The organism is Bradyrhizobium sp. 930_D9_N1_4, assembly GCF_052076015.1.
Lineage (GTDB): Bacteria > Pseudomonadota > Alphaproteobacteria > Rhizobiales > Xanthobacteraceae > Bradyrhizobium.
On the sequence record NZ_CP197236.1, the window covers coordinates 3403697 to 3430011 of the forward strand.

Sequence of the window (26315 nt, forward strand, 5' to 3'; positions counted from 1 at the left end):
ATCTACATACTATAGGGTGCGGCGCGACGCTTGCCATTGCGTGTCCCCGGAATTCGACGTAACCAGCCGCAAACCCACTGGAAATCGGGCATGACCGACCGCAAAAACGGCCTTACCTACGCCGATTCAGGCGTCGATATCGACGCGGGCAACCGCCTGGTCGATATGATCAAGCCGATGGTGCGCGCCACTGCACGGCCCGGCGCCGACGCCGAGATCGGCGGATTCGGTGGCCTGTTCGACCTCAAGGCAGCCGGATTCAGGGACCCCATCCTGGTCGCGGCCACCGACGGCGTCGGTACCAAGGTCAAGATCGCGATCGAAACCGGCCTGCATGGCGGGATCGGCATCGACCTCGTCGCCATGAGCGTCAACGACCTCGTGGTGCAAGGCGCCGAGCCGCTGTTCTTTCTGGACTATTTCGCCTGCGGCAAGCTCGACCCGGAGGCGACTGCCTCGATCGTCGCGGGCGTTGCCGAGGGCTGCCGCGAATCCGGCTGCGCCCTGATCGGCGGCGAGACCGCCGAGATGCCCGGCCTTTACAAGGACGGCGACTACGACCTCGGCGGTTTTGCCGTCGGGGCGGCGGAGCGGGGCACGCTGCTGCCGCGCAAGGACATCGCCGCGGGCGATGCCGTGATCGGCCTGGCCTCGTCGGGCGTGCACTCCAACGGCTTCTCGCTGGTGCGCAAGATCGTGGAACAATCCGGTCTCGGCTTCGAGGCGCCTGCGCCTTTTTCTCCCGTGATGACCCTTGGCGGCGCGCTGCTGACGCCGACGCGCCTCTACGTCAAATCTTGCCTGCGTGCGATCCGCGAGACCGGCGCGGTAAAGGGGCTCGCCCACATCACAGGCGGCGGTTTCACCGACAACATTCCGCGCGTGCTGCCGAGCCATCTCGGTGTCGGCATTGACCTTGCGCGCCTGCCGGTGCTGCCGGTGTTCAAATGGCTGGCCGCACAAGCCGGCATTGCCGAGCTGGAAATGCTGCGCACCTTCAACTGCGGCATCGGCATGATCGCGATCGTCGAGCCCGACAAGGTCGATCAGGTCGTGCAGGTCTTCACCGAAGCCGGCGAGACCGTGGCGCAGCTCGGCACCGTGATTCCGGCCGAGGGCGAGCACCGCGTCGTCTATAACGGCCATCTCGACATGGCTCTGTGATGACTGGCGCTGCGTTGAAGCGCCGCGTCGCCATCCTGATTTCCGGCCGCGGCTCCAACATGTCCGCGCTGATCAGGGCCGCTGCGGTTGCGGATTTCCCGGCGGAGATCTCGCTCGTCATCTCGAACAAGGCCGATGCGGTGGGGCTCGAACGGGCCGTGGCGAGCGGCGTGAAGACGCTGGTGATCGAGAGCAAGCCGTTCGGCAAGGATCGCGCCGGTTTCGAGAAGGTGCTGCAGGCTGCGCTGGATGAGCACGGCATCGAGCTGATCTGCCTCGGCGGCTTCATGCGCCTGTTCACGGCCGAGTTCACCAAGACGTGGTACGGGCGGATGCTCAACATCCATCCGTCGCTGCTCCCGTCGTTCCCCGGCCTCGACCCGCACGGCCAGGCCCTGCGCGCCGGCGTCAAACTGTCTGGCGCGACAGTGCACTTCGTGATCCCCGAGACCGACGCCGGCCCGATCGTGATGCAGGGGGCGGTGCCCGTCAGCGACCACGACACCGGCGCGACGCTGTCGGAGCGCATTCTCGAAGTCGAGCACCGCATCTATCCCGAAGCGCTTCGGCTGCTCGCGACCGGCAAGGTCCGGATCGAGGGGGACGTATGCAGGACGGCAGGCAGCGCGGCGTCGGAGAATTTCCTGATCGCGCCCGTGGTGAGTTGAAGCGCCGCCGCGTTTCGACGTCCCAAACAAAATCCCCCGGCAGAGCCGGGGGCATCGTCACGATCTCTCGCGCGAAGCTTTGAGAGAAATCAGGAGACCTTGAGGTTTTCCGCGGAGGCTTTGCCGCGGTTCTCCACGAGGTCGTATTCAACCACCTGGTTTTCATTGAGGGTCGAGAGTCCGGCGCGCTCGACGGCGGAGATGTGGACGAACACGTCCTTATCGCTGCCGTTCGGCTTGATGAACCCATAGCCCTTGGTCGGGTTGAACCATTTGACGGTGCCCTTTTGCGGCATCGGTCATCTCCTCCACTAGATACGAAAAAGACGCGGCCGCCTTTTCGCGTGCCACGCCACAAACGGGCTTCCGGAAGTCTGTTCGAGTCTCAATGTCGCGAAACGCACAGCCGAGCGGCCAATTCCGATTGTGTCCAATATTGCAACATGAAAATGGCGCGTTAGCAAGTCGCGCGCGAATTTCAAGACCGGGCCAGATGTCGCCCTCGGCAATTTGCGACCTGTGGCAAGGGAACCACAATCGAGGCAATAGCCGCCTTGTCGCGTGCCAACAGGTTGACCCTTCGTGGCAGTTCGGCACAAATCGCCGCAGCGCTTGCTGTTCGTGTTGCATTTTTGCGCGCCGCCACTTTGCTTCGGGATTCATCGTCATGTGCTGCACCCCGCAGCTCTCCGGGACACGGCAGACGAGCGGGCTGGACCGGGTCCGCCGGACCGCGGCGGCGCGTGTCGTGACGCTTGTCCTGGCGTTTGTGCTCGTCGTGACGATGTCGATGACATCAGCCTTCGCCCAAAGCCCGACGCCGACCCCCACGCCGACCCCGACCCCTACGGCATCTCCGACCCCGGTGCCGAGCGCGACCAATTACGACCAGTCGGCCGGCAACAGCGCGCTCAATCTCGGCTCCAATTTCCTGGAGCGGTTGGGCAACCAGGCCTCGGGCGGGGTCAACCGGGCGTTCCGCACCAACCCCGGCGGCGGCGGGGCGTCGGCGAGCACGGAAGATCCACGCTATCGGACCTGGTTCGAAGGCTACGGCATTTCGGTTCGGACCGATGCGCAAGGCGATTTCGTCGGCGACAAGCGCAAGACGTTCGGCGGCGTCGCCGGGATCGGCGCGCGGGTCGCGCCGGGCGTCAATCTCGGCTTCTCGGTCGATCAGAGCCACACCGACATCGATGTGCCGCTGGCGCTCCAGTCGGCGACGCTCGACCTGACGCAAATCGGCATCAACGGTTCGGTCGACAAGGGCCCATGGACCTGGGCCTTCGCGGTGGTGCACGGTTTCGGAAAAGTTCGTTCCAGCCGGGACACCGGCTTTGGTCTTGCGACCGCGGGCTATCGCGCCGCGGTCGACGGCGCGCTGACCGAGATCAGCTATTACTGGACCAAGGACCAGATGCGCATCGTGCCCAAGGGCGCGATCGAATATGTGCGCGCCACCAGCGCCGCATTCCAGGAGGCCGGCGGACTTGATCCGCTCAACGTCGGCTCGACGGCGCTGTCGCGCGCGCGCGTCATGATCGGCGCGGAGGTCGGGCGCTACTTCATCCTCGACCAGAAGATTCTGGACCTGTCGGCCTACGGCAAGTTCGTCGACAATTTCTACCAGAACCTCGGATCGGTGCAGGTCAGCCTCGGAACCCAGAACATCGTCGTGCCCGGGATCGGCGAGAGCCGTTACGGCATGGATGCCGGCGCCTCGGCCTCGCTCAGCCTGACGAACACTGCGCGTCTCTACATCAATTACGACGGCAAGTTTCGCAACGAGTTGACGTCGCACCAGGGCACGGTCGGCTTCGAATATCGCTGGTGAGCTTGATCCGGAAAAGTGCGTAGCGGTTTTCCCTCGCGACAAACGCGGAATGGGTTTGCGCGGAGATCATGCTCACGACAAAAAGCACTTACCCCGGCGTCACCGCGACATAACCCGTGAGCCCGAACCCCTCGCGCGCGGCCGTCATCATCGGCACCAGCGCGTTCGGATGGATGAACTCGTCGCGGAAGCAGGGATGGGTCTTCGGATCGAAGATCTTCTTCAGCCAGTCGACCACGACCTTGTGGCGCTCGGACTCGCGGAATTCCTTGTGATAGGTGAGCCAGAGATCGGCGTGATGGCTGACGCCGAGGTCGACGGCAATGAGCGGTGCGCCGAGCGCGATCGACACGGTCGGCAGGAAGCCGATGCCGGCGCCGCGCTCGACCGCGTAGAGCACGCCGACCGAGGAGTTGGTCTTGATCCCGACGATGCCCTCGAGCGATTTCAATCCGAGCACGCGGGCATAGGCGCCGTCGTCGACCTGCGGCGCGCTCTGCTTGATGATGCGGTGGTTCTTCAGTTCTGCGAGCGTTGCCGGCAGGCCGTAGAGATTCTCGTATTCCTTCGAAACGAAGGGATAGATGTGCAGTCGTCCGAGCTTGGCGACGATCAGGTCGGGATTGGTCGGCGGTTCGAGCTGGATCGCGATATCGGATTCGAGCCGCGCGACGTCGGCCTGCTCCATCGCGCAGCGCAGATCGACGGTGATCTTGCGATAGGTCTTCTGGAAATCGATCAGCCGCGGAAGGATCCAGAAATTGCCGGGGCCTTCCGTCACCGCGACACGGACGGTGCCCGCAGTGTCGTTCGACGAACGCGAGGCGCGGCGGAAGACGTTGAAGGCATGGCGCTCCATATGCGCGACGTCGGCGATCATCGCGGCGCCTTCGTCGCTGAGCGTCAGCCCGCTCTGGTCGCGCAGGAACAGCTTGCAGCCGATGCTCTCTTCGAGCCGGTCGATCCGGCGCATCAGCGTGGTGGAGGTGAGTCCGAGTTCTTCGGCCGCGTTGCGGAAACTTTTATATTTTGCGCAAGCTAAAAAGAGTTTCAAATCATCCCAGGACGCGTCCAGGGCTTCTTCACGGTGCTGCATCATCGCAGCACCCCGGTGCAATAACTGCTGCATACTCCTGATCCCCAGCCGCTAAGCTCATCGTCATAGCGGGGCACTAAAGCCTCGAACGATAGAGGCGCGACATGGGTATGGAAAGGGGCTCGTTTGCCGCAAGGCATGATTTCGATGCCTTGCCGCTGAGTCCGGACGTCGAAGTCCGTTGCGCGCAATTTTCCGAAATTGCCGCGCTTTCCGAAATGGCTCACCGGCTGGTGCCGGGCGTGCAGATCGGGACCGACGAGCTCGCGCGATACTTCACGTTCGATCCCCAGAGCATCCTGACCTTCAGCCGCAAGGGCGATCTGCTCGGCGGCATGGCCTTCCTGTTCCTCAACGATCGCGGGCACGACGCGCTGCTGCTCGACGAGATCTGTCTCGCCGCGCCCGAGACGCGCCATCTCGCGTCGGCCGACGAGGAGGTCTCCGCAATCTACATCTGGGCGATCGCGGCGACAGGGCGCGGGATCGCCGGTCTCGGCAAAGCCTCGGCGCATCTGCGTCAAATAAGGTTTCGGAACGCGGATTGCTATGCGCAGCCGTCAACGGTGGCCGGCCGCGACATCATGAAGGCGACGGGCTTCGAGCCCGTCGCGAGCTTCCAGCCCGATCTCTGGTGTTACGAGCGGCCCTGGAATCGGCGGCCGATGCGCATGCCGGGCGCGATCATCCAAGCAAGGAGTTTTGCAGATGCACGGTACTAGGATTCCTCTCGCAGAGCCCGACTCCCGCGCCATCACCATCCGCCTCGCGCGCGATCCCGGCGATCTCATGCTGGTCACCGCCATTCGCTCCGCGGTCTACCTCGCCGAGCAGGATTGTCCATTCGAGGAGGAGTTCGACGGCAACGATATGGTCGCGGCGCATTTCATCGGCTACGTCGGCAACGAGCCCGCGGGCTGTCTGCGGGTGCGCTTCTTCGGCGATTTCGCCAAGGTGGAGCGGCTCGCAGTGCGTCACCAATACCGGCGCTCGCGCGTCTCGTTCAAGCTGGTGCAGGCGAGCGTCGATTACGTGAAGCGCAAGGGCTTTCGCAAGATCTACGGCCAGGCCCAGGACCGACTGGTCGATTTCTGGGCGCATTTCGGCGCCAAGCCGCTCGGCCACAATCGCAAGGTCACTTTCTCGGATTTCTCCTACACGGAAATGTTGCTGGAGATCGAGCCGGGGCCGGACGCCATCACGCTGGACAGCGACCCCTATGTGATCATCCGCCCCGAGGGCGATTGGGACCGGCCCGGCGTGCTCGACGCATCGGCGGGGCGGGCGGTGACCTCACCGCTGCGGGACCTCGCAATCGCCGACCGCTGAAACTGGTGCAGCTCCGCGCAAGACAATGCTGGCTTCCATTGAAGATGATCCGCCGATCCTGGTCTGTGCGGATCTCCAGGTCGAATATCTGACGCCCGGGCGTCGCCACGTCATTCTTGACGGCGAGGGCGCCACTGTGCACTGCCTGGAGTTGCTGACGCTGTGGCGCGGCAATCTCTGGCCGGTGATGCATCTGAAGCGCATCGCCCAGGCGGCCTGGTTCAATCCGGCATCGAAGCTGACCGATTGGATCGCGGAGGCGAAGCCGCGGCCCGGCGAAATGACGTTCGAGCACCCGCTGCCGTCGGCCTACAGTTCCGCGCGGTTCGTGGATTTCATGTCCAATATCCGCAATGTGCGCTGCATCCTGATCGGCTTTTCCCTCGACGAGACCATCCTGGCCACTGCCGTCGACGGGTTTCACCGCAGTCATCGCTATCAGGTGGTCGGTGACGCCGTGGCCTGCCGGGCACCGGGCGCGGGCGACGCTGCCGCCTACAAGCATGCGATGATGAATGTCGTCGGGAATTTTGCTACGGTCCAGTCCAGCACCGAACTGATCAGAACCAGCGGTGCCGTCGCGGTCTAGACGCTGCGACCGGCGGATGGACGGGGTGGGACATTGTCACGGGGAGAGCAGCTCAGGGAGCTGGCGCGCGATCTGTCGCGTGCCGTGGAGACGGCACGCCGCGTCGGTTTGCCTACGACGGTCTATCTGCTGTCGATGGCGCTGGTGGAGGTGAGGGACGCCGCGGCCACCGCCGACGATGGTGACGACGACGGCGCGGCTTGAGAGCCTGCGTGTTTACAAGCCAGCCGTGTGCGGCTTTCTGCATCGCAGCTGAGCGCTTGCTGCCGACGAATTGGCGTTGCAAGTTCTGTCCCGTCGCAATAGCCAGATAACTCGATGATCAAGTGATCACGCTAGCCGCGCCGGCGACGTGACGACTTAAGGGATCCCTGCAAATGTCCATGCTGCCCAATTCGCAAGAAGCCCGCGATGTGGCCTACCAGCTCCACGCCTACACCAACGCGCGTGCCCATCAGCAGGCAGGCCCGCTGGTGATCGAGCGCGGCGAGGGTCCTTACGTGTTCGACGCATCGGGCAAACGCTATTTCGAGGCGATGGCGGGTCTGTGGAGCGTCGGGCTCGGCTTCAACGAAAAGCGGCTGGTCGAGGCCGCGCACAAGCAGATGCAGGCGCTGCCGTTCTATCACACCTTCTCCGCCAAATCGCACGGGCCTTCGATCGACCTCGCCGAGAAGCTGGTCGCGCTCGCGCCTGTCAAGATGAGCAAGGTGTTCTTCACCAATTCCGGCTCGGAGGCGAACGACACCGTCCTCAAGCTGATCGCCTATCGCTCCAATGCGCTCGGCCAGCCCCAGCGCAAGAAGATCATCAGCCGCATGCGCGCCTATCACGGCGTCACGATCGCCTCGGCCAGCCTCACGGGCCTGCCGAACAACCACCGCTCGTTCGATTTGCCGCTGCCCAACATCCTGCACACGGGCTCGCCGCATTTCTACAAGGACGGCGCGCCTGGCGAGACCGAGGAAGCGTTCGCGACGCGGCGCGCGGAGGAGCTCGATGCGCTGATCCAGAAGGAAGGGCCTGACACGATCGCGGCCTTCTTCGGCGAGCCGGTGATGGGTGCGGGCGGCGTCGTCGTGCCGCCGGCGACCTATTGGGACAAGATCCAGGCGGTGCTGACGAAGTACGACATCCTGCTGGTCGCCGACGAGGTGATCTGTGGCTTCGGCCGCACCGGCAAGATGTTCGGCTGCGAGACCTACGGCATCAAGCCGGATGCGATGGTGGTCTCCAAGCAGATCACCTCGAGCTATTTCCCGCTGTCGGCGATCATCATGAACCACAAGATGTTCGAGCCGATCGCGGACGAGAGCAACAAGATCGGCGTGCTCGGCCACGGCTTTACCGCGGGCGGCCATCCGGTCGGCTCGGCGATCGCGCTGGAAAACCTCAAGATCATCGAGGAGCGTGGCCTGGTCGCGCATGCCGCCGAACTCGGCGGCTACATGCAGGGCAAGCTGCGCGAGCTCACCAGCCATCCGCTGGTCGGTGAAGTTCGCGGCGTCGGCATGATCGCGGCCATCGAGCTCGTCCTCGACAAGGGCCGCAAGACGGCAGCGGCGACACCCGGTGCGGTCGGCGGCATGGCCAGCCGTATGCTGCAGGAGCGCGGCATCATCTCGCGCAACATGCTGGACGCCATCGCCATCTGCCCTCCGCTGATCGTCACCAAGGCCCAGATCGACGAGCTGATTGCGGCGATCTCGGGCGTCTTGAATGACATGAAGGGCGAAGTGGCGAAGCTGCCGGCGGCGTAAGCGCACTTCGTCTGGCGATCCGTCCAACACCGTCACCCTGAGGTGGCCGCGAAGCGGCCCTCGAAGGGCGACGGCCCGATTGGCTCGCAGCGGGGCCGCTCATCCTTCGAGGCTCGCCACGCTACGCGTAGCTCGCACCTCAGGATGACGGGTTACCCGCTTCCGCCCGCTGAACCCCGATCACGCGGCCCTTCTCGACCGCAAGCGCGAGTTCGCCGCGTTTCAGCTTCAGCGCGGCATCGCCGAACAGCTCGCGGCGCCAGCCGCGCAGCGCCGGCACGTCGGCTTCGTCACTGGCTGCGATCTCTTCGAGATCGTCGACGGTGGCGATGACTTTGCTGGCAACCGCATGGCGCTCGGCGGTCATGCGCAGCAGCACCTTCAATAGCTCGACGATGGCCGCGCCGTTATTGTTGTTGCGCGGCTTCTCCAGCTTCGGCAGCGTCGACAAATCCCGCGCCAGCCCGCGCTGGACCGCGGCGACGATGTCCGCGCCCCATTTGGATTTCTCGAACCCTTTCGGGACCGAGCGCAGGTTGGCGAGCTTTTCCAGCGTGTTTGGCGCATGTGTTGCGATGTCGCTGATGGCTTCATCGCGCAGCACGCGGCCGCGCGGCACGTCGCGGCTTTGCGCTTCCTGCTCGCGCCAGGCGGCGACCTCCATCAGGACGGCGAGATCCTTCGGCTTGCGGACCCGGGTCTTGAGCCGTTCCCAGGCGCGCTCGGGGTGGAAATCGTAAGTGCGGGGCGAGGTCAGGACCTCCATCTCGATGGAGACCCATTCGCTGCGGCGGCGCTTCTTCAGGTCGGCGTCGAGCGCGGCGAAGACATCGCGCAAATGCGTGACGTCGGACACCGCGTAGTGCATCTGCTCCTTGGTCAGCGGCCGGCGCGACCAGTCGGTGAAGCGGTGAGTTTTGTCCGGGCGGTGGCCGGCGACCTTCTCGACCAGCGCGTCATAGGCGATGCTGTCGCCATAGCCGAGCACCATGGCCGCGACCTGGGTGTCGAACACCGGGTGCGGGATGATGTTGGCCTGATGCCAGATGATCTCGATGTCCTGGCGGGCGGCGTGAAACACCTTCAGCACGCCCTCGTTGCCCATCAGCTCGAAGAACGGCTTGAGGTCGATCCCCTCGGCCAGGGTGTCGATGACGATCGCTTCCTCGGGGCTGGCCATCTGCACCACGCACAACAGCGGGTAATAGGTGGTTTCGCGCAGGAACTCGGTATCGACGGTAATGACGGGGTGCTTGGCCATCCGGCTGCAGGCAGCCGCGAGGTCAGCGGTGGTGGTAATCAAATCCATGAATGGCCCATGACAAGACCATCAGCCGTTCTGCCGAAAGCGCTGTGATGTCAAGGGGGTTGGAGCGAATTCGACCCTTGCATTTGGGCCGGAATCGGCTGGAGCGGCCAAATTCCTATTCGTAACGGACCCGCTGCGAGGATTTCCGGGCGCAGGGCAGCGCCACCACGAGCACGCACATGGCGACCAGAGCCAGTCCCAAAAACTCGAAAACCAACAGATCCACGGCAAAATCCCTCAGAACATTGCTAAACTTGTCTGGGGTGCATTGAGGGTCTGTTAATTCCAATGGTTACCGTGGGCCGGGCGGGCCGGATGGTGGACGCGGGGTTAACGGTCGCGGCAGCCAGGACGGACTAGTCGGCAGGAAGGGCATTGGGCTCCGTCGGGGCATCGACCCATTGAACCTTCTCGGCTTTGAACCGGGCCCATTTGCTGAAGCCGTGTTGGGGATCAACCTTGAGGCGGTCGCCGATCAGGGTCGCGAGCTCGTCGTGGCGTTGGCGTTCCTCAGGCAGGGCGGGGTGGGTTTTGTCGAGGGTCTTTCTTTTTTTGTGTGCCGTTTCCCACCGCAGCCAGATATCCCAATCCTCCAGCACCAGCGAAAGCAGGCCGGATCGATGGAGCTCAGCAGGAAGCGCGACGAGTAGTCGTCTCTCCCGCCATCGAACTGTCTTTCGTAGACGTGCGGCTTTCCCAGATAGTCGGCAACGCCGAGTTCTGGCCCGTCGTAGTATTTGTTGACGGTGTAAATCCGGTCCCAGATGCCTGTGTCCATCACGCCAGCATCGCAGGATCAATCGCACATTTCCATTATTTCATCAGCTTGGGCAATGCGGCAGCGAGCGTGTCCACCGCGGCGCGGAGCTTTGGCGGCATGCGGGGTGAACGCGGCCACAACGCGTGGCAGTCGTAGAGGAATTCGCCCTGGCCCGCGAGAAGACCGACCAGCGCGCCGGAGTTGAGGCGTTCGCGGACCAGCCAGTAGGGTAGCCAGGCGAGCCCCATGCCCTGCGCGGCGGCATCGGCGATCGCCTCCATATCGTCGAGTCGCAGCCTGCCTGATGGAACGATCTCGCGCGGAGGCTGGCTGTCCTGCGGAAACAGCCACGGCCGGACACGGCCCGAGCGACGATAGATGATGGCCTGGTGCGCGGTGAGCTCGTCGAGCGATTTCGGCTTGCCGTTGGCGCGCAGATACGAGCGCGCGCCGCACACCACCATGCGCTGGCCAGCGATGCGCCGCGTGATCAGGCCGGACTGGTCGTCGAGATCGCCGGTCCGGATCGCAAGATCGTAGCCGGCCTCGATGATGTCGGCGATGGGATCGCCGAAGGAGAGGTCCAGCTCGAGATGCGGATATTTGCGCGCGAGCTTCATCAGGAGGGGCGCGATGCAGTGCCGCCCAAGCAGGGCGGGCATGGTCACGCGCAGCCTGCCACGCGGTTCGGACAGCTCGTCCGCGACGACGGCGTCTGCAGCATCGGCCTCAGCCAGCACCACACGGCAGCGCGCGTAATAGGCCTGACCAGCCTCGGTCACGCTCTGGCGGCGCGTGGTGCGGTTGAGGAGGCGGACGCCGAGGCGCTCTTCGAGGAAGCGCACATGCTTGCCGACCATCGGCCCTGACATCTCGAACGCATCGGCCGCGGCCGCGAACGAGCCGAGATCGACGGCCCTGACGAACACGGCCATGCTGGTCAGGCGGTCCATGATTAAAAACTCCTGGTTTTGACTGCTCGCTTGATGACGCGATTTATCCGCTTCCGCGGACGCGGCATAGCTCCATTTGGTTCAACTGTTTTGGAGTGGATTCAATGGTCCGCGTCGTTCGCTTTCACCAGTATGGCGATCCCGAAGTGCTGCGCATCGAGACGGTCGATGTCGCGCCGCCGGCGAGGGGCGACGTGCAGATCCGTGTCAAGGCGCTCGGCCTCAATCGCGCGGAAGCCCTTCTGCGGAGAGGGACCTATATCGAGACCGCGACATTTCCGTCCGGCCTTGGTCTGGAGGCGGCAGGGCTCGTCGAGGCCGTCGGAGAAGGCGTCGCCGACTTTGTGGCAGGCGATCCCGTGAGCATCGTGCCGCCGCTGTCGATGGTGCGATGGCCGGCCTATGCCGAACTCGCGACGTTCCCGGCCAACCTCGTCGTGAAGCATCCGCCGGCGCTTGGCTTCGAAGTCGCGGCCGCGGTGTGGATGCAGTATCTGACGGCCTACGGTGCGCTGGTCGACATTGCCGGACTCGAGCGAGGGGATGTCGTTGCAGTCACCGCTGCGTCGAGCAGCGTTGGACTTGCCGCCATCCAGATCGCGAACCGGATCGGCGCTGTTCCGGTAGCCCTGACGCGGACCTCGGCCAAGCGGCAGGCCTTGCTCGACGCCGGCGCTGCCCATGTCGTCGCCTCTGATGAAGAAGACATCAGCGCGCGGCTGGAGCAGATCGCCGGTTCAAACGGCGTCCGCGTGGTGCTCGATGCGGTCGGCGGTCCGGCGTTCGAGCCGCTGACCGTGGCGATGGCACCGGGCGGCATCCTGATCGAGTATGGAGGCTTGAGCCCCGCGCCGACGCCGTTTCCGCTGGGCAACGTGCTCAGCAAGAGCCTGACGCTGCGCGGCTACCTCGTGCACGAAATCATCCGCGATCCCGCGCGGCTGGCGCGGGCGAAAGCGTACATCCTCGATGGGTTGGCGGAGGGATCGTTGAAGCCGATCATCGCACGAACGTTTGAGTTCGAGGACATCGTCGAGGCGCATCGCTTCCTGGAGTCGAATGATCAATTCGGCAAGATCGTGGTCACGATCTGAGGCCGTAGGGTAGATTAGCCGAAGGCGTAATCCACCACTGTTCGTATCCGCGGACGGAGAAGCGGTGGATCACGCCCGCGACTGCGCTTCGCGCAGCCGCGAGCCAATCCACCCTACAAGACTGCCTCACGGCAGCTTCAGCGACGTCTCCGCATTGTACGGCTTGAGCGTCTCGTCGGCGGCTTTCTGGGCGGCGACGAGGGCCTCCTTCGGCTGCTTCTTGCCGTTGAGGACCAGCATCACCTCGTCCTCGAGGTTCTTGCGGACGGGGACCGTCTTGTAGGTCGCGAACCAGGGCTTTGCGACGTCGAGCTGCTCGACGGCGGTCTTGGCGTCCGGGTTCTTGTTGAGGAAATCCACCATGTCAGGCGTCTTGTACGCGGCCATGTTGGGCGCGAAATAGCCGGTGGCGCGGCTCCACCAGGCGCTCTTCTCGGGTGAGGTCATCCACTTGATCAGCGTCCAGGCCGCCTTCTGCTTGTCGGCTTCGAGACCGGCCGGAACGATCAGCGAGGCGCCGCCGATCGGCACGGCGTTGCGGACGTTGCGCGGGATGAACGCGACCTTGTAGTTGAACTTGGCGTTGTCGCGGACATAGGTCAGCGATCCCGTCGAGAGCATCATCATCGCGGCGTTGCCGGAGATGAAGGAGGTGCTGACGGCAGGGCCTGGTGTGGCGCCGGGGGCGTGAACCTTGTGCTTGGTGACGAGGTCGTTCCACCAGGTCAGTGCGCCCAGCATCGAGGGCGTGTCGTAATAGACCTCACCGCCGAACTCCTCGTTGTAGTAGCGCCCGCCATTGGTCATGGTGAGCGTTTCCATCATCCAGCCGCAATAGTCATAGGCGCAGGGGATCGCGATGCCCCATTGGGTCACCTTGTCGCCCTCGCGCTTGGTGAGCTTCTTGGCCCAGTCGGTCAATTCAGCCCAGGTCTGCGGCGGCTTGCTCGGATCGAGGCCGGCTTCCTTGGCCTTGTCGGCGTTGATGTAGAGCAGGGGCGTCGAATTGTGGAACGGCACGCCGTAGACCGAGCGGTCGATCACCGCATTGCCCTGGAGCGCCGGGAAGAACTGGCCCAGGAATTTCTCTTTGGTGGTGCCGTCGGCGGCGATCAGGCTGTCGAGATTGGTGAGCTCGTTCTCGATCTGCATGTCGAGCAGGAAGTTCGCCGACATGATCACGGCGGACGGCGGCTTGCCGGCTTTGATCGCGGCGCGCGTCTTGATCAGCGTGTCGTCATAGGAACCGGTGTAGACGGCGGTGGCCTTGATCGCCGGATGAGTCTCGTTGAACTCCTTGATCAACGTGCCCATGTCGCGGGCGAGCTTGCCGTCGACGGGGACGGGGAAGAATAAATCGATCTCGGTCGGACCTTCGGCCAGTGCCGGGACGGCGAGGGCGCCAACCATAGAACCTGCCATGGCGAGGCCAAGCATGAGCCTGCGGGTAAACAGCATCGAAAAATCTCCTATTTGATGCCTGAGGTGACGAACGAACTGATGAAGCGTTTCTGAAAAATCAGGAACGTGATGAGCAGGGGCGCGATCACCATCAGCGTGCCGGCTGCGATGGTGCCCCAGGCCTGCGTGCCTTCGGCCGTGGCGGTGAAGACCGAGAGCCCGACCGTGAGCGGCCGCTTGTCCGGCGAATTGATCACCATCAGCGGCCACAGGAAGTCGTTCCAATGGCTGGTGACCGAGATGATCGCGAAGGCGGAGAAGCTCGGCAGCGACAGCGGGATGTAGATGTGGCGGATGCGCTGGAGCAGACCGGCGCCGTCGATCAGGGCGGCGTCTTCCAGCTCGGTCGGGATGGCCTCGAAAGCCTGGCGCATCAGGAAGGTGCCGAAGGCGGACGCGAAAAACGGCATCATGACGCCGGCCAGCGTATCGTAGAGGCCAAACTGTGCGATGATGCGCAGATTGGGAACGATCAGCAGCACCGGCACGAGCATCAGCTGCATCAGGAACAGATAGAAGATCGGCGTCTTGCCGGCGAAGTCGAGCCGCGCAAAGGCAAAGCCCGCCAGGGTGATCGTGACGAACTGCACCAGCAGGATCCCTGTGCAGATGATGGTGGTGTTGAGGAAGTAGCGCGGGAAGTCGCCGATCTCCCAGGCATCCCTGATGTTGTCGAGCGTCGGCTTCAGGCTCGGCATCAGCTCGGCCATCAAATTGATGCCGTCGGAGGCCGGGCGCAGCGTCGCCACGCCCATCCACAGGAACGGGATCAGCCAGACGAGCGCGAGCAGGATCGTCAGCACGAAGCCGAGTTTTGGCGTGATCTCGCGGCGGGTCGCGAGCGGGGCGTCCTTGAGCAACCAGTCGATCAGCCTCATCGCCCGCCCTCGCGATTGGCCATCGTGCGGAACGAGAGCGCGGTGAGGCCCATCAGTGCGGCGAGCGTCACCAGCGTTGCCGCCGAGGCCTTGCCGATGTCGTAATGCTCGACCGCCTGCTGGTAGATGTAGAACAGCACGAGATTGGTCGAATTCGACGGCCCGCCCTTGGTCATGACGAAGACGTGGTCGACCTGCGTCACCGCGTTGAGCGTGGCGATCACGATGACGAACAGGAAGGTGGGCTTGAGTTCCGGCAGGATGATGTGGCGAAAGCGCATGAACGGCCCGGCGCCGTCGAGATGCGCGGCCTCCATGACGTCCTCGGGCACCGCCTGGAGGCCGGCCAGGAAGAACAGCATGTAATAGCCGGCGTTCTTCCAGATGGTGATGATCATGATCGCCCACAGCGCGATGTCGGGATCGCCGAGCCAGTTCGGCAGCACCGGAAGGAAGCGGCCGATGTAATAGTCGAGCAGGCCGACATTGGGCAGGAAGATGAACAGAAACAGCGCGGATGCCGCGACCATCGGGATCAGCACCGGCAGGAACAGCGCGGCGCGCAATGCACTGTTCACGGCGCTGGTGCGGGCGAGAGCCAGCGCGAACAGCAGCGCAAGTCCGATGCTCGGGATCGCGGTGCCGACGGCATAGATGAGATTGTTGACGACCGCACCGGCGAAATAAGGGTCGGCAAGCACTGCGCCGATGTTGTCGAGGCCGACGAAACGAAGCGGCGCCTTCGGCGTGGCGCGCTGATAGAGCGCGTCGATGAAGACGCGCCCCATCGCGCCATAGGTGAACAGCGCGAGGAAGACCAGCGAGGGCAGCAGCAGGAGATAGGCAGGCAGCGAGGTTCTGAAACGGCTCGAGAACCGCTTCAGGATATGCAGACGCGGTGCCACTGATGCCGCGACCGGGAGAGCCGCGGGTTCAGCGAGGCTCATCTCACCGCGCCGGGAAGTTGAGCGCATAGTCGCGGCCGTCCATTCCCGCGGGCGGCTCGAACGGGAAGCGCAGACTGGTGTCGAGAAAGTCGTGGCTGTGCACGACCAGGTTCTGATCGTCGATCAGTGCCACGCCATAGGCCGGCGGCTCGTGGCTCGCCAGATGATCGGTGACGGCGGCGTCGAGCTCGAACCAGACCTGGTGGTTGGTGCCGCGCAGGGTCGAGAACGGGATCTTGCCATAGCTGCCGAAGATCGGCCGGTGCACATGGCCGAAGAAGAGGTGGCGGATGCGCGAACGATACGGCGCGATGACCTCGGCGAATTCAGCGCTCTGCGCCAGGGCGATCTCGTCCATTGCGTGGACGCCGACCGGAAAGGGCGGATGATGCATAAACACGACGAAGGGTTGGTCGGCAGGCGCGGCGGCGAGCGTGCTCGCAAGCCAGCCAAGGCGTTTGGCGCACATTTCGCCGGCGTGGCTCGTCTCGTCCAGCGTGTCGAGGAAGACGAACAGGCCGTGCTCGGTGGTGCGCGTGCCCTGCACGAAACCGTTGGGATCGCGCGGGGCGGCCTTCAGGCCGTCGAGGCAGGCCACGCGCTTGTCGTGATTGCCGACCATGGCGATGTACGGAATTTTCAGCGCCGCCATGGCGTCGGCGAAATTAGCGTAGGATTCAGGCTCGCCCCAATGGGTGAGGTCGCCGGTCACGACCGCGAAGGCTGCATCGGACTGATGCTTGTTGATATCGGCGATCGCAGCGTCCAGCCGGGCGCGCGGATCGAGGCCATAGAGTTTCAGCCCGGGGTTCGCAAGATGCGTATCGGTGATGTGGATGAACTTGAAGGGCATGGCGCTTGTCAGGATCGTTGGAGGGTGGGCGCCTCCGGCAAGACGGCCCTGACAGGCCGTTAGAGCGCGAGTGTTTCAGTTTGATGACAGCGGTTCCCGCGGCGTGTGGAAGCTGGGGACATGCTTTGGACGACCGGGCGGGCGCGCTCTGAGGCCGATGACCTTTCACGATTGCGGTGCAAGATGCGATCTACCTTGCCGCGAAGATGTGGCCATGGTTTGCTCGTGCTGCTCACCGAATTTGCATCACGAGACCTCCGAATGTTGCCGCCGTGTGTCTTCCGCAAGCCGGGTTTGCTTGCTGCCTCCCTGCTGCTTGTCGTCCTCTGCGCCCTCCCTGTTGCGGTGCGCGCCGAATTCAACTTCGCGCGCTACAAGGAGACCGATCTCGACGAATTCCTCGCACGGCGTCGCCCCGCCAGCGGCATGGACGTCTATCCGATGGCGCCGCTGAAGCTCGACGTGACGCTGGCGTCTCACGGCGGCCCATGCACAAGCGGCGCGCTGAAGCGATCGCTGATCATGAGCGGCATGCCCAAGGCGGACGCCGACGGCTTGCAGGTGACCAATTGCATCACGGTGCGATCCGCCAAGGGGCGCGAGCTCAAGGTCTTCATCCAGGATGTGGTCTACGGCTTCCTGCCGGGTGAGGTGCCGGTCGGCGACAAGCTGTCGCTCTATGCAATTCATGGCTTCACCTCGCGCGAAGGGCCGGGACTGCTGGTCAATGAATTCCTGACCCCGCGCAGTGTGCCGCGCGCCGATAAGCCGGCGGACAAGACCATGACCTCCTGCGGATGCTGGACCCAGGACGAGCATCCCGGTGTCGACTTCACCGCGGACAGGGCGGGCGGCCCGGCGGCGGCGATGGCGGACGGAATCGTCGTCAAGATCGAGACCAGCGAGCAGGCGCCGTCCGACCTGCCGATCATCGGCGGCTGCGGCCGCTACGTCGTGCTCAAGCACACCTATCCCAATGGTGGCATCGTCTACACCCGCTATGTCCAGCTCGGCCGCATCGTTGGGCCAAAGGGCCAGGCGCTCGCGGTGGGCGCGAGCATCAAGGCCGGAGATCCGATCGGCGAGATTGGCCCGAACAAGGTGCTGCATTTCGAGATCCGTCCCGTCGCGCCCGGCAACACGACGACGGACAAGGCGTGGATCGAGCGCTACGCCAGCGTGCCCGACATGGAATGGTCACGCTATGTCCCCGTCGATCCCCAGAAGTTCGACGCGGCTTCGTTTGGCGGGGTAAGGAAGGCGACGAAATAGCGAGTGCGTAGGGTGGATTAGCCAAAGGCGTAATCCACCACGTCTCCCAACCAGAGGAAAGTAAAGAGGTGGATTACGCTTCGCTAATCCACCCTACGCACCTAGCTTGTCGCTACGTCCCGCAAAATGTCTGCAACACACGCTGATCCGGCAATGGCGGATCGGCGTAGGCGGCGTAGTCCGGCTGGTCCTCGAACGGCTTGGCCAGCACCTTCACCAATTCCTCGAACGGCGCGTAGTCGTCGTTGTTCACCGCGGCCTGGATCACGGCCTCGACGCGGTGGTTGCGCGGGATGAAGATCGGATTGACGGCTTGCATGGCGGCTTGCCGCTCGGCTGGCGTCTGCGGCTCCAGCGACGTGCGCGCGCGCCAGCGTCCGGCCCACTCGTCGAAGGCTGCAGGCTCCATGAACTGCGCCCGCACCTCAGTGCCGTCATCGGCTGCGGCATCACCCAGCTTGCGGAACGTCAGCGTGAAGTCCGCCTGGTTCTTCGCCATCGCGTCGAGCAGGTCCTGGATCAGCGCCTCATCGCCATCGCGCATCGTGAACAGGCCGACCTTCTTGCGCAGGCCCGCCTGATAAGCTTCGCTGAAAATCTCGCCGAACGCGCCGAGGATGTCCTGGGCCTCCGCGACCGCCTTCTCCTGCTCGTCGGAGAACAGCGGCAGCAGGCATTCGGCGAGCCGCGTCAGATTCCACAGTGCGATGCGCGGCTGGTTGGCATAGGCGTAGCGGCCCATCTCGTCGATTGAGGAAAACACCTGCGACGGGTTGTAGGCATCCATGAAGGCGCAGGGGCCGTAGTCGATGGTCTCGCCGGAGATGGAGCTGTTGTCGGTGTTCATCACGCCATGGATGAAGCCGACCAGCAGCCAGCGCGCCACGAGGTTTGCCTGGCGCGCCACGACAGCGGCGAGCAGATCGTGATAGGGGCGCTCCGCAGTCAAAAGCTCCGGATAATGGCGCGTGATGACATGGTCGGCGAGACGGCGGACCGCATCGGTGTCGCGGCGCACGGCGAAGAACTGGAAGGTGCCGACGCGGATATGGCTCGAGGCGACGCGCGTCAGCACGGCGCCCGGCAGTGCCGTCTCGCGCAGCACATGCTCGCCGGTGACGACCGCGGCGAGCGAACGCGTCGTTGGAATGCCCAGCACGTACATCGCTTCGCTGACGATGTATTCGCGCAGCACGGGGCCCAGCGCGGCGCGGCCGTCGCCGCGGCGGGAGAACGGGGTGGGACCACTGCCCTTGAGCTGGATGTCGCGGCGTTGGCCGTCCCGGTCGATGACCTCGCCGAGCAGGATGGCGCGGCCGTCGCCGAGCTGGGGCACGAAATTCCCGAACTGGTGGCCGGCATAGGCCATGGCGATCGGATCGGCGCCTGATGGAACCGTCTTGCCCGCAAGGATCTCGGCGCCCTCCGGGGTCTCCAGCAGGTCAGGATCGAGCCCGAGCTGGACCGCGAGCGGCCGGTTCAGCTTGATCAGCCGGGGGGCGGCGACAGGGGTCGGCGCGACGCGGGCAAAGAAGCTGTCTGGCAGCGCCGAATACGAGTTCTGGAAGGGGAAATGGACCGTCATGTCCCCAAGATAGGGCTGGAACGGCTGATGGCAAAGGCTTGGAGCCTGAAAATGGGCTCATCCAGCCCAAAACAGGCCGTTCCATTGGTTGCCGCCTTGGGGCTCGTCGGGTAAACCCTGCCGCAACGTCGGGCCGGCCGTTTCAGGCCGTCCGATTCGACCCCTCCGACATTGAATTTGGGACGGCCATGCATCGCTACCGGTCACATAAATGCGGCGATCTCCGCGAGAGCAACATCGGCGAGACCATCCGCCTCTCGGGCTGGGTCCATCGCGTGCGCGACCATGGCGGCGTGCTGTTCATCGATTTGCGCGACCATTACGGCCTGACCCAGTGCGTGGTCGACCCGGACTCGCCGGCGTTTTCGCAGGCCGAGAAGCTGCGCTCGGAATTCGTGGTCAAGATGGACGGCAAGGTCCGCCGCCGCCCTGAAGGCACCGACAATGACGATCTGCCGACCGGCAAGATCGAGATCTATGTCAGCGAGATCGAGGTGCTGGGACCTGCCGGCGACCTCCCGCTGCCGGTGTTCGGCGACCAGGAATATCCTGAGGACATCCGCCTGAAGTACCGCTTCCTGGACCTGCGTCGCGAGAAGCTGCACCAGAACATCATGACGCGCGTCGACATCATCAAGTCGATGCGCAGGCGCATGGAGGGGCAGGGCTTCTTCGAGTTCAACACGCCGATCCTGACCGCGTCCTCGCCGGAAGGCGCGCGCGACTTCCTGGTGCCTTCGCGCATCCACCCTGGAAAATTCTACGCGCTGCCGCAGGCGCCGCAGCAGTACAAGCAGCTGCTGATGATGTCGGGCTTCGACCGCTATTTCCAGATCGCGCCCTGCTTCCGCGACGAGGACCCGCGCGCCGACCGTCTGCCGGGCGAGTTCTATCAGCTCGACGTCGAGATGAGCTTTGTCACGCAGGAAGACGTCTTCGCGGCGATGGAGCCCGTCATCACCGGCGTGTTCGAGGAGTTCGCCAAGGGCAAGCCGGTGAGCAAGAACTGGCGCCGCATTCCGTTCGCCGAAGCGCTGCGCAAATACGGTAGCGACAAGCCGGACCTGCGCAACCCGATCGAGATGCAGGACGTCTCCGAGCACTTCCGCGGCTCCGGCTTCAAGGTGTTCGCGCGCATGCTCGAAGATCCCAAGAACCAGGTCTGGGCGATCCCGGCAACCGGCGGCGGCAGCCGCGCGTTCTGCGACCGCATGAACTCGTGGGCGCAGGGCGAGGGCCAGCCGGGCCTTGGCTACATCATGTGGCGCGAGGGCGGCGAGGGCGCTGGTCCGCTTGCGAACAACATCGGGCCTGAGCGCACCGCTGCGATCCGCGCGCAGATCGGCACCAAGGAAGGCGATGCCGCCTTCTTCGTCGCCGGCGATCCCGACAAGTTCTGGAAGTTCTCAGGGTTGGCCCGCAACAAGGTCGGCGAGGAGTTGAACCTCACCGACAAGGAGCGGTTCGAGCTTGCCTGGATCGTCGACTTCCCGATGTACGAGTACAACGACGAGGACAAGAAGGTCGACTTCTCGCACAACCCGTTCTCGATGCCTCAGGGCGGCCTCGACGCGCTGAAGGGCCAGGACCCTCTGACCATCAAGGCGTTCCAGTACGACATCACCTGCAACGGCTTTGAGATCGCCTCGGGCGGCATCCGCAACCACGTGCCGGAAGCGATGGTGAAGGCATTCGAGATTGCAGGCTACGGCGAGCAGGAAGTGGTCGACCGCTTCGGCGGCATGTACCGCGCCTTCCAGTACGGCGCGCCGCCGCATGGTGGTATGGCCGCGGGTGTGGACCGCATCGTGATGCTCCTGTGCGGCACCAACAATCTGCGCGAGATCTCGCTGTTCCCGATGAACCAGCAGGCCATGGACCTGCTGATGGGCGCACCGTCGGACGCCACGACCAAGCAGCTCCGCGAGCTGCATGTGAAGGTGAACCTGCCGCAGAAGTAACGGTCGCCGCGGTTTCAGTCTCGTGCCCCGGACGCAGCGCAGCACGGAGTGATGCGCTGCTGAGCCGGGGCCCACGATTCAGCGAACAGCGGCCTTTCTGGGTCCCGGCTCTGCGCAGCGTCACTGCGTGCCGCAGCGCGTCCGGGACACGAGAGAGCCTGCTCTACAGCCCCGTCGATGCCTCGATCCTGAACTGCGCCAGCGCGCTCTCCGGGTCGGTCTGGGTCAGCTGCATCAATTGCATCAGCGGCACCTTGGCGCGGGGCGTCAGCTTGATGCTCAGCGTTTGTCCAGGTGTCGCGACGAAGCCGGCAAGCGCGTCCACCGCCACCCTGGCATCGACATTGGCAGCCGCGATCCTCTCGCCCTGCGCCCGGATCATCTCGACGATGGCGCTGCGCGCGGCATCGCGGCTGACACTCTGGATGCGCGAGAATTGCGCCACGACGAGATCGACGACGCCGCTGTCACGCAGGGACAGCTCGATCGCGCCGGTCTCGACCTGCGCCGCCTGGGCCATGGCCTGCACCGGGTTGGTCGTGAACAGGCCGCGCGGCACGTTGGCGAGCGCGAAGCGCGCCTGTGCCTTGGCGAGATTGCCGAGATCGATCGTGGCCGGCGCCAGTGCGAACGCGCCTGACGATTCCGTCCAGGCCGCACCGAGATCGAGGTTGATCGCCAGCTTGTCGATGCCGGCCATCGTCAGCGGCCGCTGCGCCGGATTGGCGGGATCTGTCGGCGCCACCATCTTCACGACCAGGCTGGCCTTGCTCGGGATCGATCCGACCAACTGGCCCCAGTTCAGGCTGATCGTATCGATGGTGACGAGCTGCCGCGTGTTCTTGTAGGGCGAGACCACGCCCTTGATCTCGGCGCCTTCGAGCACCCGGAACAGACCCAGCGTCTGATCGGGTGAGGGGGCTTGCCCGGGCGTCGCGAGGCTGGCTGCCCAGCGGATCAAATTCGCCGCGCTGAAGGATTTCAGCGCGAAGCGCTCCATCTTGAACTGCCCCTGCGGGGCCGGCGTATCGACGCCCTCGATCGCGAACTCGTTCTCGCGGTACCTGATGGCGTTGACCTTGCCGGTTCCTTGCGGCGTGCCGATCGAAATCTTGCTGACCTCGGCTCGGCCGATGCGAAGACCCTCGTACACTCCGGCAAGCTTCTCCATCATGCCGCGCGCCTGTGCCGGCGTCGGAACGGCTGATTGATCCTGCGGCAACGCGGCAAAGATCTCGCCCAGCCGGAATTTCGATGGCTGTACGCCGATGTCCTCCATCACGAAGCCATCGATGTCGACGCGTATCCCCTGGGCTGATTTGAGCGCGTAGGGGCCCGCCGAGACTTGCCGGTAAACGCGGTGATAGGTCTCGTCCTTGCTCGTCTGCGGATCGAGCGTGGCGATGATCGCGGTCGCATCGAAATCGTTCACGATGATGTTCGACAGCTCACCGGTCAGCTTGTCCGGCTTGCCTGGCTGTCTCACGTCGACCGAGATGACGGCGCGATCCGCCTTCATCGCATCGATCTTGCCGTGCTTGAGGTTCTGGATCGTCAAGCCGGAATAAGTGACCTCGCCGCTGCCGCCAGGACCGCTGCCGGAATCAAAGTTCATCGTCAGCGCCGGCGCCGTGAGCGAGGTTGCCGTGACGCTCGCATATTGACCGAGCGCATAGCGATAGAGATCGATCAGGGAGCCGTTCGCCGGCGCCGGCCCGCTATGAACGGGTCCGGCGTAGTCACGCATCGTCAGTTGCGGAATCTTGTAGGACGCTTTCACCTTGGTCGGGCCGACCTGGTCGAGTGCGGCTTCGAAGCCGGTGATGTCGATGCTGTCGGCCGAAAACCTGGTGTCGTCGATCAGGCGAACGCCGGTGCCCTTGATGCCGGCGATCCTGACCTGTGCTTGCGGCTGGTTGCCGGGCGTGACTGCAATGTCCTCGATGGTCAGCGTCCGCGTCATCAGATCGAACTCGACCTTGCCGTGGGTCGCCTTGCCGCCACTGGCGCGGATCTGCTCGAATGCCGCCTCGACCTCGGCGGTGGCGCGATGCTGGACGTAGAGGTTGAAGCCGAACCATCCGCCCGCGGCGAGCACGGCTGCCACGATCAGGCCGATCAGGATGCGCTTCATTCCCAGCTCCAGTTGCTCGTTTTGCACTGCGCAACCTGCCATATTCGGGAAACGCCGCGCGGTCCAGGGAAAGCTAGCGCTATCAGATATTTGACCGGCCGCCCTGTTGATGGGGGCGCAATCGGATATTGCCACCGGGCCTTCGGCCGTGCTTCATCCCGTTTCCACGACCCGGAAATAACCGTCGGCTTGGACGGCGGCTCCGGATGAGGCACTTTGAGGCCGGTAACGCGAGGCAAGAGACCGCATGTCGTCCTATTCCGATGATCTCCACCAGGCGGCGCTCGCCTACCATCGTCTGCCGCGCCCCGGAAAGCTCGAGATCCAGGCGAGCAAGCCGCTTGCCAACCAGCGCGACCTCGCGCTTGCCTATTCGCCGGGCGTTGCCGCCGCTTGCATGGAGATCGCCAAGAATCCGGCGGAAGCCGCCACGTTGACGATCCGCTCCAATCTGGTCGCCGTGGTCTCCAACGGCACCGCCGTGCTCGGCCTCGGCAATATCGGCCCGCTCGCCTCCAAGCCGGTGATGGAGGGCAAGGCCGTCCTGTTCAAGAAGTTCGCCGGCATCGACGTGTTCGACATCGAGATCGCCGCCGACACCATCGAGCGCGTGGTCGAGACCGTGGCCGCGCTCGAGCCGACCTTCGGCGGCATCAATCTGGAAGACATCCGCGGACCGGAGTGCTTCGAGATCGAGGCGCAGCTGAAGGAGCGCATGAAGATCCCGGTCTTCCATGACGATCAGCACGGCACCGCCATCATCGTCGCCGCCGCCATCACCAACGGTCTCAGGCTGAACGGCAAGAAACTGTCCGACGTCAAGATCGTGGCGTCGGGGGCTGGCGCTGCCGCGATCGCGACGCTCAATCTCCTGGTGTCGATGGGCGCGCAGCGCAAGAACATCTGGGTCTGCGATATCGACGGCCTCGTGCACGAGGGCCGCAACACCACGATGGACCGCTGGAAGGCAGTCTATGCCCAGAAGACCGACAAGCGCACGCTTGGCGACGTCATCGGCGGCGCCGACATCTTCATCGGGCTCTCGGCACCAGGCGTGCTCAAGCCGGAGATGGCGAAAGCGATGGGCGACAAGCCGCTGATCATGGCGCTCGCCAATCCGACGCCCGAGATCATGCCGGAAGAAGCGCGAAAAGTGCGCCCCGACGCCATGATCTGCACCGGCCGCTCCGACTATCCGAACCAGGTCAACAACGTCCTCTGCTTCCCCTTCATCTTTCGCGGCGCGCTCGATGTCGGTGCCAGCGCCATCAACGAGGAGATGAAGCACGCGGCCGTCGAGGCCATCGCGCAGCTCGCGCGCGAGGCGCCGTCGGATGCGGTTGCGCAGGGTTTTGATACCGGCGAGACGCAGGGGTTTGGCCCGGGCTCGCTGATCCCGAGTCCGTTTGATCCGCGCCTGATCCTCCGCATCGCGCCGGCAGTGGCGAAGGCGGCGATGGAATCGGGCGTGGCGACGCGGCCCATCACCAATTTCGACGAATACACCGCGCTGCTCGAGCGTTTCGCCTTCCGCTCCGGCCTCGTCATGAAGCCGATGTTCGCCAAGGCCAAGACCCAGCCGGTGCGCGTGATCTTCGCCGAAGGCGAGGACGAGCGCGTGCTGCGCGCCACGCAAGTGGTGCTGGAGGAGAAGCTGGCGACGCCGATCCTGGTGGGACGTCCGTCGGTGGTCGAAGCACGGATCAAGCGCTTCGGCCTGTCGATCAAGGCCGGCAAGGATTTCGACCTCGTCAATCCCGAGGACGATCCGCGCTACCGCTCCTACGTGCAGTCCTATGTCGAGGTCGCCGGCCGCCGCGGCGTGACGCCGGATGCGGCGCGCACGGTGGTGCGCACCAACAACACGGTGATCGCCGCGCTCGCGGTGACGCGCGGGGAGGCGGATGCCATGCTCTGCGGCGTCGAGGGCCGCTACATGCACCATCTGCGTCATGTCCGCGAGATCATCGGCTTCTCGCCTGGGATCAGCGACTATGCCGCGCTGGCGCTGCTGATCACCAGCAAGGGCGCCTTCTTCATCGCCGACACGCAGGTGCGACCCAATCCGAGTGCGGAAGAGCTCGCCGAGATCGCCTCGCTCGCGGCGGTCCACGTTCAGCGCTTCAACATCAAGCCGAAGATTGCCTTCGTCTCGCATTCGGATTTCGGCAGCTATGACACGGATTCCTCGCGCAAGATGCGCCGGGCGACCCAGCTGTTGAAGGACAAGCATCCGGAGATCGAGGCCGACGGCGAGATGCAGGGCGATACCGCGCTCTCCGCGGCTGCGCGAAAAATGGTGCTGCCGCACTCCAAGCTCGAGGGCGAGGCCAACATCCTGATCATGCCGACGCTGGACACCGCCAACGTCGCCTATCAGATGATCAAGTCGCTGGCGGACGCGCTGCCCGTCGGCCCGATCCTGATCGGCCCGGCGCGCACCGCGCACATCCTCACGCCATCGGTGACGGCGCGTGGCATCCTGAACATGACGGCCGTCGCAGTCGTGGAAGCGCAAGAGCGCGCGGCGCGGCAGCAGCCGACGTTGTTCACGTAAGGGGCGACGTTCCACGAACTCGTCATGCCCGGGCTTGTCCCGGGCATCCACGTTCTCCGTGCGGCGAGGTAAGTCGTGGATGGCCGGGTCAAGCCCGGCCATGACGCCGAG

23 protein-coding genes are annotated in these 26315 nt (G+C 64.4%); 12 read left to right on the forward strand and 11 right to left on the reverse strand.

Annotation, left to right across the window (positions count from 1 at the left end; genetic code table 11):
* The first annotated feature begins 90 nt into the window (after positions 1-90).
* Positions 91-1164: a phosphoribosylformylglycinamidine cyclo-ligase gene (gene purM / locus AB7532_RS15895; RefSeq protein WP_441235718.1), complete on the forward strand. Its 1074-nt coding sequence runs from the start codon at positions 91-93 to the stop codon at positions 1162-1164.
* Complete coding sequence (purN, locus tag AB7532_RS15900) at positions 1164-1832, forward strand: phosphoribosylglycinamide formyltransferase (RefSeq protein WP_441235719.1); 669 nt, start codon at positions 1164-1166, stop codon at positions 1830-1832. The genes purM and purN overlap by 1 nt, the downstream gene beginning before the upstream one ends.
* An 89-nt stretch (positions 1833-1921) precedes the next feature.
* Here purN and AB7532_RS15905 read toward each other — a convergent pair whose 3' ends face one another.
* Positions 1922-2128 carry a cold-shock protein gene (locus tag AB7532_RS15905; protein WP_007591938.1) on the reverse strand — a complete coding sequence of 69 codons (207 nt, stop codon included), beginning with the start codon at positions 2126-2128 and terminating at the stop codon, positions 1922-1924.
* A 371-nt stretch (positions 2129-2499) separates the two neighbouring features.
* On the opposite strand from AB7532_RS15905, the gene AB7532_RS15910 reads away from it, so the two are divergent.
* Positions 2500-3666 carry an autotransporter outer membrane beta-barrel domain-containing protein gene (locus AB7532_RS15910; RefSeq protein ID WP_441235720.1) on the forward strand — a complete coding sequence of 389 codons (1167 nt, stop codon included), beginning with the start codon at positions 2500-2502 and terminating at the stop codon, positions 3664-3666.
* Between the two features lie 88 nt (positions 3667-3754).
* Here AB7532_RS15910 and AB7532_RS15915 read toward each other — a convergent pair whose 3' ends face one another.
* Entirely contained in the window at positions 3755-4795 is a 1041-nt protein-coding gene (locus AB7532_RS15915) for a LysR family transcriptional regulator (RefSeq protein WP_441235721.1), read from the reverse strand.
* 71 nt (positions 4796-4866) lie between these two features.
* Here AB7532_RS15915 and AB7532_RS15920 point away from each other — a divergent pair, with 71 nt between their 5' ends.
* The 5 genes from AB7532_RS15920 (at position 4867) to AB7532_RS15940 (ending at position 8440) form a co-directional block, all read left to right on the forward strand.
* Positions 4867-5484: a hypothetical protein gene (locus AB7532_RS15920; protein WP_441235722.1), complete on the forward strand. Its 618-nt coding sequence runs from the start codon at positions 4867-4869 to the stop codon at positions 5482-5484.
* Positions 5471-6091, forward strand: a complete 621-nt coding sequence (locus AB7532_RS15925) for a GNAT family N-acetyltransferase (RefSeq protein WP_441235723.1) — start codon at positions 5471-5473, stop codon at positions 6089-6091. Before AB7532_RS15920 ends, AB7532_RS15925 begins: the two co-directional genes overlap by 14 nt.
* A gap of 25 nt (positions 6092-6116) precedes the next feature.
* Positions 6117-6680 carry an isochorismatase family protein gene (locus tag AB7532_RS15930; protein WP_441235724.1) on the forward strand — a complete coding sequence of 188 codons (564 nt, stop codon included), beginning with the start codon at positions 6117-6119 and terminating at the stop codon, positions 6678-6680.
* Positions 6681-6713: 33 nt separating this feature from the next.
* On the forward strand, positions 6714-6884 hold the full coding sequence (locus AB7532_RS15935; protein WP_441235725.1) for a hypothetical protein: 171 nt from the start codon (positions 6714-6716) through the stop codon (positions 6882-6884).
* 173 nt (positions 6885-7057) lie between these two features.
* On the forward strand, positions 7058-8440 hold the full coding sequence (locus AB7532_RS15940; protein WP_441235726.1) for an aspartate aminotransferase family protein: 1383 nt from the start codon (positions 7058-7060) through the stop codon (positions 8438-8440).
* A gap of 139 nt (positions 8441-8579) precedes the next feature.
* Here the strand turns inward: AB7532_RS15940 and rnd are convergent, their stop codons facing one another.
* The 3 genes from rnd to AB7532_RS15955 form a co-directional block, all read right to left on the reverse strand.
* Entirely contained in the window at positions 8580-9749 is a 1170-nt protein-coding gene (gene rnd, locus AB7532_RS15945; protein WP_441235727.1) for a ribonuclease D, read from the reverse strand.
* Between the two features lie 356 nt (positions 9750-10105).
* A complete protein-coding gene (locus AB7532_RS15950; RefSeq protein ID WP_441235728.1) occupies positions 10106-10348 on the reverse strand; it encodes a hypothetical protein in 243 nt (80 codons plus the stop codon).
* A 214-nt stretch (positions 10349-10562) separates the two neighbouring features.
* Entirely contained in the window at positions 10563-11462 is a 900-nt protein-coding gene (locus tag AB7532_RS15955; RefSeq protein ID WP_441235729.1) for a LysR family transcriptional regulator, read from the reverse strand.
* Between the two features lie 104 nt (positions 11463-11566).
* On the opposite strand from AB7532_RS15955, the gene AB7532_RS15960 reads away from it, so the two are divergent.
* Positions 11567-12556, forward strand: a complete 990-nt coding sequence (locus tag AB7532_RS15960) for a zinc-dependent alcohol dehydrogenase family protein (RefSeq protein ID WP_441235730.1) — start codon at positions 11567-11569, stop codon at positions 12554-12556.
* Positions 12557-12682: 126 nt separating this feature from the next.
* Here the strand turns inward: AB7532_RS15960 and AB7532_RS15965 are convergent, their stop codons facing one another.
* From AB7532_RS15965 to AB7532_RS15980, 4 genes are read right to left on the reverse strand one after another with little or no spacing between them, the layout of a single operon-like run.
* Positions 12683-14014 carry an ABC transporter substrate-binding protein gene (locus tag AB7532_RS15965; protein ID WP_441235731.1) on the reverse strand — a complete coding sequence of 444 codons (1332 nt, stop codon included), beginning with the start codon at positions 14012-14014 and terminating at the stop codon, positions 12683-12685.
* 11 nt (positions 14015-14025) lie between these two features.
* Positions 14026-14895, reverse strand: a complete 870-nt coding sequence (locus tag AB7532_RS15970) for a carbohydrate ABC transporter permease (protein ID WP_441235732.1) — start codon at positions 14893-14895, stop codon at positions 14026-14028.
* Positions 14892-15842, reverse strand: a complete 951-nt coding sequence (locus tag AB7532_RS15975) for a carbohydrate ABC transporter permease (RefSeq protein ID WP_441235733.1) — start codon at positions 15840-15842, stop codon at positions 14892-14894. Before AB7532_RS15975 ends, AB7532_RS15970 begins: the two co-directional genes overlap by 4 nt.
* A 1-nt stretch (position 15843) precedes the next feature.
* Positions 15844-16695 (reverse strand): phosphodiesterase, encoded by an 852-nt coding sequence (locus AB7532_RS15980; protein ID WP_441235734.1) that lies wholly within the window; start codon positions 16693-16695, stop codon positions 15844-15846.
* Positions 16696-16956: 261 nt separating this feature from the next.
* Here AB7532_RS15980 and AB7532_RS15985 point away from each other — a divergent pair, with 261 nt between their 5' ends.
* Positions 16957-17967: a M23 family metallopeptidase gene (locus AB7532_RS15985; RefSeq protein ID WP_441235735.1), complete on the forward strand. Its 1011-nt coding sequence runs from the start codon at positions 16957-16959 to the stop codon at positions 17965-17967.
* A 112-nt stretch (positions 17968-18079) separates the two neighbouring features.
* On the opposite strand, the gene AB7532_RS15990 is transcribed toward AB7532_RS15985, so the two are convergent.
* On the reverse strand, positions 18080-19552 hold the full coding sequence (locus AB7532_RS15990) for a protein adenylyltransferase SelO (RefSeq protein WP_441235736.1): 1473 nt from the start codon (positions 19550-19552) through the stop codon (positions 18080-18082).
* A gap of 188 nt (positions 19553-19740) precedes the next feature.
* Between AB7532_RS15990 and aspS the strand changes: the two genes are divergently transcribed.
* On the forward strand, positions 19741-21513 hold the full coding sequence (gene aspS, locus AB7532_RS15995) for an aspartate--tRNA ligase (protein WP_441235737.1): 1773 nt from the start codon (positions 19741-19743) through the stop codon (positions 21511-21513).
* Between the two features lie 163 nt (positions 21514-21676).
* Here the strand turns inward: aspS and AB7532_RS16000 are convergent, their stop codons facing one another.
* Positions 21677-23647 (reverse strand): hypothetical protein, encoded by a 1971-nt coding sequence (locus AB7532_RS16000; protein ID WP_441235738.1) that lies wholly within the window; start codon positions 23645-23647, stop codon positions 21677-21679.
* A 247-nt stretch (positions 23648-23894) separates the two neighbouring features.
* On the opposite strand from AB7532_RS16000, the gene AB7532_RS16005 reads away from it, so the two are divergent.
* Positions 23895-26204, forward strand: a complete 2310-nt coding sequence (locus tag AB7532_RS16005) for an NADP-dependent malic enzyme (RefSeq protein WP_441235739.1) — start codon at positions 23895-23897, stop codon at positions 26202-26204.
* Positions 26205-26315: the final 111 nt, after the last annotated feature.

Coding starts and splice junctions, on each gene's coding strand:
- AB7532_RS15990 (WP_441235736.1), bottom strand. CDS start 19,552: ATGACGGTCCATTTCCCCTTCCAGAACTCGTATTCGGCGCTGCCAGAC.
- AB7532_RS15940 (WP_441235726.1), top strand. CDS start 7,058: ATGTCCATGCTGCCCAATTCGCAAGAAGCCCGCGATGTGGCCTACCAG.
- AB7532_RS16005 (WP_441235739.1), top strand. CDS start 23,895: ATGTCGTCCTATTCCGATGATCTCCACCAGGCGGCGCTCGCCTACCAT.
- purM (WP_441235718.1), top strand. CDS start 91: ATGACCGACCGCAAAAACGGCCTTACCTACGCCGATTCAGGCGTCGAT.
- aspS (WP_441235737.1), top strand. CDS start 19,741: ATGCATCGCTACCGGTCACATAAATGCGGCGATCTCCGCGAGAGCAAC.
- AB7532_RS15960 (WP_441235730.1), top strand. CDS start 11,567: ATGGTCCGCGTCGTTCGCTTTCACCAGTATGGCGATCCCGAAGTGCTG.
- AB7532_RS15985 (WP_441235735.1), top strand. CDS start 16,957: ATGTTGCCGCCGTGTGTCTTCCGCAAGCCGGGTTTGCTTGCTGCCTCC.
- AB7532_RS16000 (WP_441235738.1), bottom strand. CDS start 23,647: ATGAAGCGCATCCTGATCGGCCTGATCGTGGCAGCCGTGCTCGCCGCG.
- AB7532_RS15910 (WP_441235720.1), top strand. CDS start 2,500: ATGTGCTGCACCCCGCAGCTCTCCGGGACACGGCAGACGAGCGGGCTG.
- AB7532_RS15975 (WP_441235733.1), bottom strand. CDS start 15,842: ATGAGCCTCGCTGAACCCGCGGCTCTCCCGGTCGCGGCATCAGTGGCA.
- AB7532_RS15925 (WP_441235723.1), top strand. CDS start 5,471: ATGCACGGTACTAGGATTCCTCTCGCAGAGCCCGACTCCCGCGCCATC.
- AB7532_RS15905 (WP_007591938.1), bottom strand. CDS start 2,128: ATGCCGCAAAAGGGCACCGTCAAATGGTTCAACCCGACCAAGGGCTAT.
- AB7532_RS15930 (WP_441235724.1), top strand. CDS start 6,117: ATGCTGGCTTCCATTGAAGATGATCCGCCGATCCTGGTCTGTGCGGAT.
- purN (WP_441235719.1), top strand. CDS start 1,164: ATGACTGGCGCTGCGTTGAAGCGCCGCGTCGCCATCCTGATTTCCGGC.
- AB7532_RS15920 (WP_441235722.1), top strand. CDS start 4,867: ATGGGTATGGAAAGGGGCTCGTTTGCCGCAAGGCATGATTTCGATGCC.
- AB7532_RS15980 (WP_441235734.1), bottom strand. CDS start 16,695: ATGCCCTTCAAGTTCATCCACATCACCGATACGCATCTTGCGAACCCC.
- AB7532_RS15970 (WP_441235732.1), bottom strand. CDS start 14,895: ATGAGGCTGATCGACTGGTTGCTCAAGGACGCCCCGCTCGCGACCCGC.
- AB7532_RS15915 (WP_441235721.1), bottom strand. CDS start 4,795: ATGCAGCAGTTATTGCACCGGGGTGCTGCGATGATGCAGCACCGTGAA.
- AB7532_RS15965 (WP_441235731.1), bottom strand. CDS start 14,014: ATGCTGTTTACCCGCAGGCTCATGCTTGGCCTCGCCATGGCAGGTTCT.
- rnd (WP_441235727.1), bottom strand. CDS start 9,749: ATGGATTTGATTACCACCACCGCTGACCTCGCGGCTGCCTGCAGCCGG.
- AB7532_RS15955 (WP_441235729.1), bottom strand. CDS start 11,462: ATGGACCGCCTGACCAGCATGGCCGTGTTCGTCAGGGCCGTCGATCTC.